Origin of the sequence: Paralysiella testudinis, from assembly GCF_016894345.1 — a bacterium.
Lineage (GTDB): Bacteria > Pseudomonadota > Gammaproteobacteria > Burkholderiales > Neisseriaceae > Paralysiella > Paralysiella testudinis.
Genome location: NZ_CP069798.1, coordinates 2142318 through 2155610 on the forward strand (window position 1 = coordinate 2142318; position 13293 = coordinate 2155610).

The 13293-nt window shown below is 55.6% G+C and carries 13 protein-coding genes; 6 read left to right on the top strand and 7 right to left on the bottom strand.

What is annotated here, in order from left to right; genetic code table 11:
* Positions 1–16: 16 nt before the first annotated feature.
* Entirely contained in the window at positions 17–325 is a 309-nt protein-coding gene (locus JQU52_RS11010) for a general secretion pathway protein GspG (protein ID WP_230338532.1), read from the bottom strand.
* A 228-nt stretch (positions 326–553) separates the two neighbouring features.
* Between JQU52_RS11010 and JQU52_RS11015 the strand changes: the two genes are divergently transcribed.
* The 6 genes from JQU52_RS11015 to JQU52_RS11040 all read left to right on the top strand — a co-directional run bounded on the left by JQU52_RS11015 (position 554) and on the right by JQU52_RS11040 (position 6795).
* On the top strand, positions 554–1684 hold the full coding sequence (locus tag JQU52_RS11015; RefSeq protein ID WP_230338533.1) for an ABC transporter ATP-binding protein: 1131 nt from the start codon (positions 554–556) through the stop codon (positions 1682–1684).
* 25 nt (positions 1685–1709) lie between these two features.
* Positions 1710–2675 (top strand): ABC transporter permease subunit, encoded by a 966-nt coding sequence (locus JQU52_RS11020; RefSeq protein WP_230340570.1) that lies wholly within the window; start codon positions 1710–1712, stop codon positions 2673–2675.
* Positions 2668–3558 (top strand): ABC transporter permease subunit, encoded by an 891-nt coding sequence (locus tag JQU52_RS11025; protein ID WP_230338534.1) that lies wholly within the window; start codon positions 2668–2670, stop codon positions 3556–3558. The genes JQU52_RS11020 and JQU52_RS11025 overlap by 8 nt, the downstream gene beginning before the upstream one ends.
* Before the next feature lie 94 nt (positions 3559–3652).
* Entirely contained in the window at positions 3653–4963 is a 1311-nt protein-coding gene (locus JQU52_RS11030) for an NAD(P)/FAD-dependent oxidoreductase (RefSeq protein WP_230338535.1), read from the top strand.
* A 119-nt stretch (positions 4964–5082) separates the two neighbouring features.
* Entirely contained in the window at positions 5083–5880 is a 798-nt protein-coding gene (locus tag JQU52_RS11035; RefSeq protein ID WP_230338536.1) for a BUD32 family EKC/KEOPS complex subunit, read from the top strand.
* A 9-nt stretch (positions 5881–5889) separates the two neighbouring features.
* Positions 5890–6795 (top strand): Dyp-type peroxidase, encoded by a 906-nt coding sequence (locus JQU52_RS11040; RefSeq protein WP_230338537.1) that lies wholly within the window; start codon positions 5890–5892, stop codon positions 6793–6795.
* A 666-nt stretch (positions 6796–7461) separates the two neighbouring features.
* On the opposite strand, the gene JQU52_RS11045 is transcribed toward JQU52_RS11040, so the two are convergent.
* The 6 genes from JQU52_RS11045 to JQU52_RS11070 all read right to left on the bottom strand — a co-directional run bounded on the left by JQU52_RS11045 (position 7462) and on the right by JQU52_RS11070 (position 13189).
* Positions 7462–8241: a TrmH family RNA methyltransferase gene (locus tag JQU52_RS11045; RefSeq protein WP_230338538.1), complete on the bottom strand. Its 780-nt coding sequence runs from the start codon at positions 8239–8241 to the stop codon at positions 7462–7464.
* 10 nt (positions 8242–8251) lie between these two features.
* Positions 8252–9211, bottom strand: coding sequence for a tRNA dihydrouridine synthase (locus JQU52_RS11050; protein WP_230338539.1), 960 nt, complete (start codon positions 9209–9211; stop codon positions 8252–8254).
* A gap of 83 nt (positions 9212–9294) precedes the next feature.
* Positions 9295–10572, bottom strand: coding sequence for a NupC/NupG family nucleoside CNT transporter (locus tag JQU52_RS11055; protein ID WP_230338540.1), 1278 nt, complete (start codon positions 10570–10572; stop codon positions 9295–9297).
* Between the two features lie 161 nt (positions 10573–10733).
* On the bottom strand, positions 10734–11480 hold the full coding sequence (locus JQU52_RS11060; RefSeq protein WP_230338541.1) for a PhnD/SsuA/transferrin family substrate-binding protein: 747 nt from the start codon (positions 11478–11480) through the stop codon (positions 10734–10736).
* On the bottom strand, positions 11480–11974 hold the full coding sequence (locus tag JQU52_RS11065; RefSeq protein ID WP_230338542.1) for a PAS domain-containing protein: 495 nt from the start codon (positions 11972–11974) through the stop codon (positions 11480–11482). The genes JQU52_RS11060 and JQU52_RS11065 overlap by 1 nt, the downstream gene beginning before the upstream one ends.
* A 225-nt stretch (positions 11975–12199) precedes the next feature.
* Positions 12200–13189, bottom strand: a complete 990-nt coding sequence (locus JQU52_RS11070; RefSeq protein ID WP_230338543.1) for a pseudouridine synthase — start codon at positions 13187–13189, stop codon at positions 12200–12202.
* Positions 13190–13293: the final 104 nt, after the last annotated feature.

Sequence of the window (13293 nt, forward strand, 5' to 3'; positions counted from 1 at the left end):
GAAAAAAGTTTTACTATCAATGGTGATGTTGCTGCGCATCAATCGCCGCCTGCCAAGCCTCGTCGTCGCCGTCAAATTCTTCTACTTCGGCGTATTCGCCGCTTTCCACCAAGGCCACGATTTCGGCCAAATCGTGCGCGCCTTCCACCCAATCGCAGGGAATGTCGGGCGGGGTGTCCGGTGCCAACACGGCGGCAATGCCGTTGTGCCAAGCCAGCCAGTAGCCGTTGGCGGTTTGGTAAAACACGGCTTGCGGGTGGATGGTTTCATCGGTGTCAGCCTGCATGCGCGCGGCAATGTCGGCCTGAAAAGGCAAGGTGTTCATGGTGTACTTTCATTGAATTCGCAAACAGGCGCATGGTACACCAAGGCGGGCTTAGCGTCACGACAGGCCAATCCGGCAACAAGCCCGCCAATTTCATTTGCCCTTACCCGGCGGCTCTAATACAATTCCCAATTGGACAAGGCTGGGCATACACCAACGGATGCGCAGGCTTTTATCAAAACCCGAACAAGCCCACCATATTACTTACCATTCGGAGCACGGAGCAAAATGAGCGAACCCAGCGCAGCCAAAGCCGCCAAAATCCCGTATCTGCAAATCAAGGACATCGTGAAAACCTACGGCGACAACTACGCCGTGGATCATGTCAGCCTCAATATCGACAAGCACGAAATTTTTGCCTTGCTGGGCAGCTCCGGCAGCGGCAAATCCACCTTGCTGCGCATATTGGCGGGCATGGAAACCCCCAGCCAAGGGCAGATTATTCTGGACGGGCAAGACATCACCAAATTGCAGCCCTACGACCGCCCCATCAACATGATGTTCCAAAGCTATGCCCTGTTTCCGCACATGACGGTAGAGCAAAACATCGCCTTCGGCCTGAAGCAAGACAAGCTGAGCAAAGACGAAATTGCCGCACGGGTGGAAGAAATGCTGCGGCTGGTGCAAATGAGCCGCTACGCCAAGCGCAAGCCGCACCAGCTTTCTGGCGGCCAGCAACAGCGCGTGGCCTTGGCACGCAGCCTAGCCAAACGCCCGAAACTGCTGCTGCTGGACGAGCCTTTGGGCGCCCTAGACAAAAAACTGCGCCAACAAACCCAATTGGAGCTGGTGAACACACTGGAGCAAGTGGGCGCTACCTGTATTATGGTTACCCACGATCAGGAAGAAGCCATGACCATGGCCACCCGCATTGCCATTATGTCCGAAGGGCAATTGATGCAGGTAGGCCCGCCCAGCGATATTTACGACTATCCCAACAGCCGCTTTACCGCCGAATTCATCGGCGAAACCAACATCATCCCCGGCAAAGTAACGGTAGACAAAATTGATCATGTGGTGATTGAATGCCCTGATTTGCAAAATCCGGTGCGGCTGGGTCACGGCATTACCGGCCCGGAAGACCAGAAAATTTGGCTCTCCATACGCCCTGAAGACATCAACCTGCATCGCGAGCAGCCGCTTGAGCAAGGCGAATACAACTGGGCGCAAGGCACGGTGAAAGAAATCGCCTATCTGGGCAGCTTTGCCATTTTCCACGTACGCCTGCCCTCGGGCAAAATCATCAAAAGTCAGATATTGTCGTCTTATTGGGAGCTCAACAAAATCACTCCGCCCACTTGGGACGAAACCGTCTACATCAGCTGGCCCGACAACCAGCCCACCCCGCTGAACCGCTAAGGGCAAGGAGCGCGTTATGACCAGCTTGCTATTGAAGCGCATCAAAAATTTCCGCCCCGGCCAAGGGCTGGTGGTGGGCGTGCCCTATGTGTGGCTGCTGCTGCTGTTTTTGATTCCGTTTGCCATTGTGTTGAAAATCAGCTTTGCCGAACAAGCGCTGGCGATTCCGCCCTACACGCCGCTGTACACCGTGGATGGCGATATGGGGCGCGTGAATGTGGCGTTAAGCTACATCAATTACAGCGATATTTTCCGCGACTTTTTCGGCTCGCTGTGGCAAATGTTCAAAGGCGGGCGCGGCGACAATATTTATTTACTTACTTATTGGCTGTCGATTAAAACCGCACTCACCACCACCATCATCTGTCTGTTGCTGGGCTACCCGATTGCCTACGCCATTTCGCGCGCGCCGGAAAACATCCGCAACGGCTTGCTGCTGGCGATTATGCTGCCATTTTGGACTTCGTTTCTGCTGCGGGTGTATGCGTGGATGAGCTTGCTCGGCCACAACGGCATTCTGAACAACTACCTGCTCAAATGGGGCATTATCAATACGCCGCTGGATATGTTTTATAACAGCTTTTCTTTAAATCTGGTGATGGTATATGCCTATTTGCCGTTTATGGTGTTGCCGCTGTATACCCAATTGGTGAAGCTCGACGGCCGCCTGCTCGAAGCTTCCGCCGATTTGGGCGCCGGGCCGATTAAGTCTTTCCTCACCATCACCCTGCCTTTATCCAAAGTGGGCATTATCGCCGGCTCTATGCTGGTGTTTATCCCCGCCGTGGGCGAATTTGTAATTCCCGAGTTGGTGGGTGGGCCGGAAAACCTAATGATTGGCAAAGTATTGTGGCAGGCGTTTTTCGACCAAAACAACTGGCCGCTAGCCTCTGCCGTGGCGGTGGTGATGGTGATTTTGCTGGTGTTCCCCATTGCCCTGTTCCACCGCTACGAAACCCGCGAAATCGAAGGAGATACCGGCCATGCATAAGCAGAAATTATCGTGGTTTTTAAAACTCATGCTGGTGTTTGGCTTTGCCTTTTTGTATCTGCCGCTGGTGATTTTGGTGGTGTATTCCTTTAACGAATCGCGCTTGGTTACCATCTGGGGCGGCTTCTCCACCAAATGGTATGCCGAGCTGCTGCAAAACGGCGTGATTTTGGAAGCCGCATGGCTGTCGATCCGCATCGCCTTGGCTTCGGCCACCGCTGCGGTGGTATTGGGTACTTTGGCAGGCTACGCCTTGGCGCGCATCAAGCGCTTTAAAGGCAGCACCCTGTTTGCGGGCATGGTGTCCGCGCCAATGGTGATGCCCGATGTGATTACCGGCCTCTCCATGCTGCTGCTGATTATTCAGGTGCAAATGTTGTTGCAAAACAGCGGCTTTTTGCAGTTTCTGTATTTTGAGCGCGGCTGGTTCACCATTTGGCTGGGGCACACCACTTTGTGCATGGCCTATGTCACCGTGGTCATCCGTTCACGCCTCACCGAGCTGGATCAATCGCTAGAAGAAGCCGCCAAAGACTTGGGCGCACGGCCATTGAAAATCTTTTTCCTGATTACCCTGCCCTTAATTGCCCCGGCGATTGCCTCCGGCTTTTTGCTGGCGGTTACCTTATCGCTGGATGATTTGGTGATTACCTCCTTCTTGTCCGGCCCCGGTTCGTCTACCCTGCCGATGGTGATATTCTCCAAAATCAAGCTGGGGCTGGATCCGCAAATGAACGTATTGGCCACCCTCTTTATCGCCGTGGTGGGCACGCTGGTGATTGCCATGAACTACTTTATCATGCGCCAAACCACCCGCCGCGAACGTGAAATGGCCGAAGCCTATCGGCAAAGCCAGCAGTTGGAACAACAAGCCGCAAAATAAAATCACCATCATCGTGCACGTCTTTCAGGCAGCCTGAAATAAGCCCTTTCAGGCTGCCTGAACATTTTGGCCACCATCGCACAGCGGAGCCGCCATGCAAAAACCCGATTTCCAAGAACACATCGACTCCTACTACAGCGCCAGCCGCAACGACCATCGCACCTACCCCGCCCTAAACGGCCATTTGGATGTGGACACCTGCATTATCGGCGGCGGCTTGGCCGGCATCGGCACCGCCTTGCCGCTGGCCGAAGCCGGACACAATGTGGCATTGATTGAAGCCGCCCGCATCGGCTTTGGCGCCTCCGGGCGCAACGGCGGCCAAGTGTTGCCCGGTTGGGCGGCAGACAGCAGCACCATTGCCGCCGCCAGCAATACTGGCACCGCACAAAGCCTGTGGCAGCTCAGCGTAGACGCAGTCGATTTAATCGATACCCGCATCCGCCAACACCAGATTGACTGCGATTGGCAACGCGGCTATGCCACCGTAGCCATCAAACCGCGTCATTTACAGGAATTGCACCAAGCACGGCAAGAAGCCGAAAATATTTATGGCTACCACGGCCAGCAAGAATGGAGCCGCGAGCAATTGCAGGCGCAATTGGGCAGCACGCGCTATATCGGCGCCCTCTATGACCCTAATGCCGGCCATCTGCACCCGCTCAACTACACCTTGGGCTTAGCGCGTGCCGCCACAGCCGCCGGGGCGCAACTATTTGAACACACACCTATGTTGTCGGTAGCGCCGCACCAAGGCGGCTATCTCATCCGCACACCGCAGGGCAATATCCAAGCGCAGCGGCTGGTGTTGGCGGTAAACGTATTCCAACACGCTTTGCAACAGCCGCTGTTTCAGCCCATCACCGGCAAAATTCTGCCGGTGGGCACCTACATCATCGCCACCGAGCCTTTGGGTGAACGAGCCGACGGCATTATCCGCAACAATATGGCCGTGTGCGACACCCGCTTTGTGCTCGACTACTACCGCCTCAGCGCCGACAAACGGCTGCTGTTTGGCGGCAAAGTGAACTACTCCGGCCGCGAACCCAGCCGCCAAGCCATCGAACACAGCATGCGCCGCGATATGCTCAAAGTGTTTCCGCAATTGGCCGATATTCGCATCGACTACGCTTGGGGCGGCCATGTCGACATCAGCATGAGCCGCGCCCCACATTTCGGCCGCTTGGCCCCCAACCTGTACTTTATGCAAGGCTTTTCCGGCCACGGCGTGGCCGCCACCGGCATCGGCGGCCAAATTACCGCCGAAGCAATTTTGGGCGACGACAGCCGCTTGCGCTTATTTGAGCAACTGCGCCACCGCAACTTCCCCGGCGGCACCTATCTGCGCTTGCCCAGCCAATGGCTGGGGGTGGGCTATTACCGCTTGAAAGATTTATTGCCCTAGCAGGTCTGTTCAAACCCTATTACCGCAGTGGCTGCCTGCACCTCACTGCGGTAAAATAGCCGCTTACATTAACCCACGCCGCCGCGCCGAAATCCGTTTCAGGCAGCCGCAGGAGCTTCATGCACAGCCCCTCTTCTTTTGATTACTCAGCCGCTTTAAGCCAGTGTTTATTACAACAAAACAACAATATTGCCCGCCACACGCTCGCCAATGGCGAAACAGTATGGGTGCGCCGCGCCGATGCGCGTAATCCGGCTTGGCGCTACCGATTGCTCGGCGGCGTGGCGCGAATGCTGCGGCTGGGCGTACTCACCCCGGTGCCCAATCTAGGTGGCCCAGCCGGTATTGCCACCGAAGCGGCACGCCTGCAAACCTTGGCCGCCGCCAGCATCAACGTGCCGCCCTTATTGGCGCTACAACACGATGCCCTGATGATGGGCAGCATTGGCCAGCGCAATTTGCTTGATGAAATGCGGCATCAAATCCAATCGCCGCCGGTATTGCTGCAACGTTGGCAACTGGGGCTGGAGGCCATTGCCCAAGTACACCAACACGGCCAATATTTAAGCCAAGCCTTTGCCCGCAACCTGATGTATGCCGAGCAACAAATTGGTTTTATTGATTTTGAAGACGATCCGGGCAGCGTATTGCCTTTGCCGCTGTGCCAAGCACGCGATTGGCTGTGTTATTTGCACTCCAGCGCCCGCTTGCTGCAAGAAGCCGGCGTGTTGGATCAGGCCGTACCGATATGGCAGGCCGCCATGGCTGCCGAAACCGCATCCGTGCACCGCCCTGTTGCGCAAGCCTTGCGCCGCCTGCGGCCATTGCACCGTCTGCAAGCCCGTTTCTGGGGCAACGACACCTTAAGGCTGGCCGCCATGGCACACTTCGCCAGCCCTTATTCGCAAACCCGCTAGAGGATATCCATGAGCACCCCGCAAACCGCCATCCTGCCCGAACACATGACTGCCTGCATTGTGATTGAAGCCAATGCCGCCAGTACCGATATGGCCAAAATCAAGGCCGCCTGCCGGCAAAGCCTGCAGCGCTTGCAACAGCACCGTGCCCTGCAGCCCGAAGCCAAGCTGGGCATGTGCATCGGCTTTGGCGATGCCGTGTGGCAAAGCTTGCGCCAGCCCGGCGAAGGGTTGGATTTGAAACCGTTTGCCCCGCTGGGTAAGGGCTTGGCACCGGCCACCCAACACGATATCGCCATCCATATCCAGTCGCTCAGTCACGGTGCCAATATGTTGCTGGCGCTGGCCGTACTGGCCGCTTTTGGCGACAGCATCCGCCCCGCCGACGAAACCCACGGCTTTCGCCTGCGCGAAGAACGCGGCTACGACGGCTTTGTTGACGGCACCGAAAACCCCGAAGGCGCCGACCGCTGCCCCATCGGCATTATTGCCGAGCCAAACTTGGATGCGGGCGGCAGCTATTTGCTGCTGCAAAAATACCGCCACGATTTGCACAAATGGGCCAAAATCACCGAAGAGCAGCAAGCCAATGTGATTGGCCGCAGCAAGCACAGCAACGAAGAATTACCCAGCGAACAGCGCCTGCCCACATCGCACTTGGGGCGGGTGGATTTAAAAGAAAACGGCCAAGGGCTGAAAATCATCCGCCAAAGCCTGCCCTATGGCAACGCCAGCGGTGAGCAAGGGCTGATGTTTATTGCCTATTGCGCCCGCTTGCGCAATATCGAACAGCAATTGCTGAGCATGTTTGGCGAGCTGGACGGCAAAACCGATTTGCTGCTGAGCAAAATCAGCACCGCCATCAGCGGCAGCTATTATTTTGTGCCCAGCCAGGAAAGATTGGCGGATTTGTAAAGCCCGCTTTTTATCGCGCAGTATGGCAACTATAGTGAAATGCATAACAAAGTGCTACGGCGTTGCTGTGCCTTGCCGTACTACTTGTACTGTCTGCGGCTTCGCGCCTTGTATCACTTTATTCTTCATTCCACTATATAAAGCCATATTTAATCATCGTTTAAACGCCATTAAGGCTGCCTGAAAACATTTTCAGGCAGCCTTAATTTATTCACTGAAATTACGCACTCGCATTAAAGTACAGCCATTTACACACTATTTTGTTTAAATTACCTGAAACGAAAAATCCGTGCAGCCTTCCCCTTGGCGCAGCCGAACGGAACGTGGTTTTGGCGGAAATAAGGGCGGTCCGGAGCGCAGCGACTAGCGCCCGCCGCCAAAACCATGTGTAGTGAGGGCAGTTTGGCGTAGCCAAACCTGCAACCGGGGTCGCCTTTCTTTGCCTACTTTCTTTGGCGAAGCAAAGAAAGTAGGTGGCCGCGCGGCCAAAAAGCGCAAAGTAAAACGATAAGAAACGAATACAAAAACACATTCTATTTTTAAAATAACCCGTTTCATTTCACAGCTTGCCAGTCGATTAACAAATCAAGTTCGGCAATAACGGTTTTGCATTTCAGGCAGCCTTTGATAAGTAAACGAGTATCTTCAGTTATTTCTCAATCCAACTCAAGCCATACGTTGGCGCTGCTGCTCAAATAAACACACGGTGGCGGCCATGGCCACATTGAGCGATTCGGTATTGGCCGCCATCGGAATCTGCACCCGCACATCGGCGGCGGCCTGCATGGCAGCCGACACGCCGCTGCCTTCGTTGCCCAGCAGCCAAGCGGCTTCTGGGCGCAAGTCCAGCGCATACAGGCTGCGGCTGTCGGCGCTCAGGGCGGTGGCGTAGAGCGGCGGACGGTATTGGCCACACCAGGCGGGCAAGTCCACATCGCTGAAAATCTGCAACTGCGCATGAGCGCCCATGCCCGCGCGCAATACCTTGGGCGACCACACATCGGCACAATCGGCGCTGAGCAACACTTGTGCCACTCCGGCGGCGGCGGCACTGCGCAAAATGGTGCCCACATTGCCCGGGTCTTGCACCCGCTCCAGCACCACGCAATCGCCGCTTTCAGGCAGCCTTGGCGGCGGTGGTAAGGCAATCAGCGCCATGATGTCGTCGGCTTGAGTGAGGCTGCTGATTTTGCCCAGCGCCGCATCGGCCACCACATACACCGGTGTTTCAGGCAGCCTGTTTAATAAAGCCGTCACTTCGGCATCGGCCAGTTTGTGTTGCGGCAGATACAGTGCCTCAATCCGATAAGCCGCATCCGCAAACGCCTGCGGCAGATGCACACCTTCCAATACCGCCTGCTGCGCCGCTTGGCGCGCGCGGCGGCTTTGAATCAGCTTGGCCAATTGTTTTAAACGGGCATTGTCGCCGGAGGTAATCAGTTTCATCAGGATACTTTCAGGCAGCCAATATGGCCGCCACCGCCGCCGGTTCTTTTAAGGTGCGGATGGCATCAAACAACACCGCTGCTTCCGGGTAAGCTTTTTTCATCATGCCCAGCCATTGCTTTAAACGCGCCAACGGGTATTTATTATTGGCTTCTTTGGCGCAGCACAGCTCAAAAAACAGCCGTATCCACGGCATCAGTTCGGCCCAGCTTAACGGCGCCGGTGGGCGGCCCGCTTCATAAGCGGCAATCTGACGTGCCAAATCGGGCACCATCACCGCGCCGCGCCCCAGCATCACACTGTGGCAGCCGCTAATTTCTTTGATGTCGATATAGTCTTGCAAGCAAAACACATCGCCATTGGCGGTGAGCGGTATGCGCACATGCGCGCGCACGCGCGCCAGCCAATCCCAATGCGCGGGCGGCTCATAGCCTTCTGTTTTGGTGCGCGCATGTACGGTGAGCGATCCGGCACCACCGGCTTCGATGGCACGGGCGCAATCCAGCGCCAAGGTTTTGTCGGTATAGCCCAAACGCATTTTGGCGCTTAAGGCAATCTGTTCAGGCAGCCTTTGGCGCAAGGTGCGCACAATCGCTTCGATGCGTGCTGGCTCTTGCAACAGCACCGCGCCACCGGCATGTTTGTTTACCGTGGGCGCCGGGCAGCCGAAGTTAAGGTCGATTTTGTCTGCGCCGTGGCGCACGGCTTCCAGCGCATTCGCCGCCATATTGTCGGCATCGCTGCCCAGCAATTGCAGCGTTACCGCCACGCCTGCGCGGGTGCGGTTGCCGTGTTGCAGCTCGGGCATGTATTTCAGCCATGTGGGGCGCGAATGCACGGTGTGGGTGATGCGCACAAATTCGGTGACGCATTCGTCAAAGCCGCCGATGCGGGTGAGCAAATCGCGCATCACGTCATCCACGAGCCCTTGCATCGGCGCCAACACCAAACGGTTTTCGGGTTTATTCATCAATCACACACAATACAAGGCTGCCTGAACTTTGGTAATCGACACACACGTTTCAGGCAGCCTTTTCATTATCAATCAACAATCTAGCCCAATACCGACACACCGGACAGGCTAATAAACAAACCGGCAATCACCGCGCTCATCAGATTAGACAAAGTGCCTGCAATCACGGCTTTAAAGCCCAAGCGTGCCACGTCTTTGCGTCGGCTCGGCGCCATGATGCCCAAGCCGCCCACCAGTACCGCAATCGAGCCGAGGTTGGCAAAGCCGCACAGGGCAAAGGCAATAATGGCCTGAGTTTTGGCGCTCAGCACCACGGCACTGCCCGGCTGCATGTATTGCACAAAAGAAGCATAAGCCACAAATTCGTTGACCACCACTTTTTGCCCAATCAGCGAGCCGGCAATGGTGGCTTCGCCCCACGGCACGCCAATTACCCAAGCCAAGGGCGCAAACAGCCAGCCCAAAATGCCTTGCAAGGTAACACCGCCATAACCAAACCAATTGCCCACGCCGCCGATAATGCCATTAATCATCGCAATCAGCCCCACAAACGCCAGTAAAGAAGCGCCCACAGCAATAGCAATTTGCGCGCCGGTAATGGCACCACCGGCGGCGGCATCAATCACATTTACCGGCTGGTTGTCTTCATCTTCTTGGCTCAAATCGGGCTCCGGGCGCACGGTTTCGGTTTCCGGCACCATCATTTTGGCAAACAGCAAACCGCCCGGTGCCGCCATAAACGAAGCGGCAATCAGATAAGGCAAAGGCACGCCCATTTGCGCATAGCCGCCCAACACCGTGCCCGCCACCGAAGCCAAGCCGCCGCACATAATCGCAAACAGCTCAGAGCGGGTCATGGTTTTGATGTAGGGGCGCACCACCAGCGGCGCTTCGGTTTGGCCGACAAAAATATTCGCCGCTGCCGACATCGATTCGGCGCGCGAAGTACCCAGCAATTTTTGCAAAGCGCCGCCGATGATTTTCACCACCCACTGCATCACGCCCAAGTAATACAACACCGACACCAACGAAGCAAAAAACACAATCATCGGCAACACCCGCAGCGCAAACACAAAGCCACCACCGCCAAACAGCTCAAACATCTTGTCGGAAATCAGCCCGCCAAACAGAAAGCCCATGCCTTCCTGGCCATAGCCGATTACCTTGCCCACCACATCCGATACCGCCAGCAGCATATTGCGCCCTAAGGGCACATACAAAATAAACGCGCCCAAGCCCACTTGCAGCAAAAACGCCCCCAATACCGTGCGCAAACGGATATGGCGCTTGTGGGTAGACAAGGCAAAGGCGATGCCCAACAGCACTGCCATCCCCAATAATGCATTTAATACGGCCATGACCGCCTCCCGATTGATTGACCTTGTGGGCACACGCGATAAAAAACACCATTGCGGCCAGCGCAATGGTGTGGTGTGACTGGATTAGGGCGGATTATAACGGCTTTATGCTGCCGATGGCAGTGGCTTTTTTGCCGCCATAATAAACCGCATAACCAAGCTTAATCCAACAAGGTTTCCATTAAGTCGATCATAAATTCGGCGTCTTCTTGGGTAAGGGTTTCAAAGCCTTCAGGCAGCCCCAAGTCTTCCAACACCATTTGGCCGGCCGCATCGTTGCCCATTTCCAGAAAAGCACTGCGCAATTTTTCTTGCTGGGCACTGTGGCGCGGATGCAGCAGCAATACATGCGAAATATCGGTAATTTTGCTTTCCATCAAGGTGCGCAACTGGTTAAGCGTAAGGCTGGACAAGCCTTGATAGGCACTGGCGAGGAAAAAGCCCACCTCGGCATCGCCGTCAATCAAATGCCGTGCCACCGCTTGGAAGGCATCGGCCTCAACCCACTGCAAGTTGCCTTCATTTAAATCCACCGCTTCCAATAAGCGCAAACCAATCAGCTTTACATCGCGATTTTCGGTGTGCAGCACACGCATATCGGGCTTGATGTCTTCCAGCGTTTGTAAAGGCTGGCTGGCCGCCGTGGCAATCACCATTTCATCGGGCTTGTTCACCGGGCGCACCAAGGGCAGATAACCCATATCGCGTACCAACTGCGCCGCATCAAACGGGTTGGCATAAATGATGTCCACCGTGCCCGAAGCAATCAGCGCCTGCTCCTCTTGCGGGCTGGCCGGGGTTTGCAGGTGGATGGCGGCATTGGTTTTGCGCTGCAAGCGGGTATTGAGCAAATGCCAGCCGGCAAAATATTGCGGCGGAAAATCGGGGGCAATCAGAAACTGAATCATCAGGAGGCACTCCTTTCGGCCGCCAGCATTTGCTCATACAAAGCACCCAATTCCGCCACCTTGCTGCGCGAAGGCTTGCGCCGCACCGAAGTGTAGCCTTGGATTTCGCCGTCGCGGATATTCGGCACCACCGTGGCATACACCCAGTAAAAACCGCCGTTTTTGCGCAGGTTTTTCACATAGCCGTGCCATTTGGTGCCGGTGCTCACCGTATCCCACAAGTCTTTAAACGCGGCTTTGGGCATATCGGGATGGCGCAAAATGCTGTGCAAAGAGCCCATCAGCTCCTCGCGCTCCCAGCCGCTCATAATCACAAAGGCATCGTTGGCATGGGTAATAATGCCTTTGGTATCGGTGCTGGATACAATCAGGCGGCCATCGGGAAACTGCTTTTCTTCATCGGTGGTGTACACCGTTTGGGTGAAGCCTTCATAAAATTGCAATTCATGCTGCCGGTGCGGCAGCTCGGGTACAGGCATTTGGGGTAAACGCATGAGCATCCATCCTTTAAACAAGCAAATAGCGCGGCGAAACCGGGCGCAAGAAGCAATAATACAGCCCAATGTGGATAATCGGGCTATGATTCCACAAAAAGACGTTGAACCTCAAGCCTAAAGCCGATTAAAAACGCATTAAAATCGGCTTCTTTGATTTATATTAAATTTGGCGGCGGGCAAACTCATCACCGGATTGATACACACAAGCGCCCGCAAGCCGCTTTAGCGGCGCCGATCGCCCGGCACCGGCAAATCGGCCCAGCGCATAATATTGGCCACTTCAAACTGGTTCAGCTCATAAAACTGGCCACGTTTTAAGCGTGCGGGCAAGCCCACCGGGCCGAAGCGGATGCGTACCAAACGGCTTACTGTAAGACCTTGGCTTTCAAACAGGCGGCGCACTTCGCGGTTGCGGCCTTCTTTGATAATCACGTTATACCACTTATTGGCCCCTTCACCGCCCTGCTCCCAAATGCGCTCTACTTTGGCCACGCCGTCTTCCAACTGCACGCCATCCAGCAATAAAGCACGCTGCTCATCCCCCAATTCACCCAGCACCCGCACCGCATATTCGCGCTCTACTTCAAAGCTCGGGTGGGCAAAGCGGTTTACCAATTCGCCTGAAGTGGTGAGGATAATCAGCCCGCTGGTATTGATGTCGAGCCGCCCGATGGCCACCCAGCGGCTGCTGGCGGTTTGCGGCAAACGGTCGAAAATGCTCACTCGCCCTTGCGGGTCGTCACGGCTCACGATTTCGCCTTCTTGCTTGTAATACAGCAATACGCGCGGCAGGCGGTCCGGCCATTTCAATTTTACGGCCTGGCCTTTCACCTGCACTTGGTCGTCGGGGCTCACTTTATCTCCCAATTGCGCCACTTTGCCATTTACCTTCACCATGCCTTGGGCAATCCACTCTTCCATTTCACGGCGCGAGCCCACGCCGGAAGCGGCCAGCGCTTTTTGCAGGCGCACCGGCTCGAAGCTGTCGATGTCGATGCGCTTTTCTTTCAGGTTGCGTGCACGCTCTTGAATTTGCTGATTGGGGCCGCGCACCACCAGCTTTTTGGCACGTGCCACACGCACTTTGGGTGCAGGCGCACTACTGCTTTTAGCGCCTTCTTTAGCGGCACCGCTGCGTGGTTTGGCGGCTTTGGGTTTGGCAGCCACGCCGTCGCGTTGCTGGCGTTTGGTGATGGGTTTATTCGGTTTCATTTACAGCTCCTGACATATCGTCGGCGGGTTCTTCTGCGGCCATATCGTGGAATAAATAATGAAGTGCTACAGCGTTAGCTCGCCTGGTCGTACTACCTGTACTG

Bases quoted from the DNA above. Each gene is read 5' to 3' on its own strand.
- JQU52_RS11010 (WP_230338532.1), bottom strand. From the start codon at position 325: ATGAACACCTTGCCTTTTCAGGCCGACATTGCCGCGCGCATGCAGGCT.
- JQU52_RS11015 (WP_230338533.1), top strand. From the start codon at position 554: ATGAGCGAACCCAGCGCAGCCAAAGCCGCCAAAATCCCGTATCTGCAA.
- JQU52_RS11025 (WP_230338534.1), top strand. From the start codon at position 2,668: ATGCATAAGCAGAAATTATCGTGGTTTTTAAAACTCATGCTGGTGTTT.
- JQU52_RS11030 (WP_230338535.1), top strand. From the start codon at position 3,653: ATGCAAAAACCCGATTTCCAAGAACACATCGACTCCTACTACAGCGCC.
- JQU52_RS11035 (WP_230338536.1), top strand. From the start codon at position 5,083: ATGCACAGCCCCTCTTCTTTTGATTACTCAGCCGCTTTAAGCCAGTGT.
- JQU52_RS11040 (WP_230338537.1), top strand. From the start codon at position 5,890: ATGAGCACCCCGCAAACCGCCATCCTGCCCGAACACATGACTGCCTGC.
- JQU52_RS11045 (WP_230338538.1), bottom strand. From the start codon at position 8,241: ATGAAACTGATTACCTCCGGCGACAATGCCCGTTTAAAACAATTGGCC.
- JQU52_RS11050 (WP_230338539.1), bottom strand. From the start codon at position 9,211: ATGAATAAACCCGAAAACCGTTTGGTGTTGGCGCCGATGCAAGGGCTC.
- JQU52_RS11055 (WP_230338540.1), bottom strand. From the start codon at position 10,572: ATGGCCGTATTAAATGCATTATTGGGGATGGCAGTGCTGTTGGGCATC.
- JQU52_RS11060 (WP_230338541.1), bottom strand. From the start codon at position 11,480: ATGATTCAGTTTCTGATTGCCCCCGATTTTCCGCCGCAATATTTTGCC.
- JQU52_RS11065 (WP_230338542.1), bottom strand. From the start codon at position 11,974: ATGCGTTTACCCCAAATGCCTGTACCCGAGCTGCCGCACCGGCAGCAT.
- JQU52_RS11070 (WP_230338543.1), bottom strand. From the start codon at position 13,189: ATGAAACCGAATAAACCCATCACCAAACGCCAGCAACGCGACGGCGTG.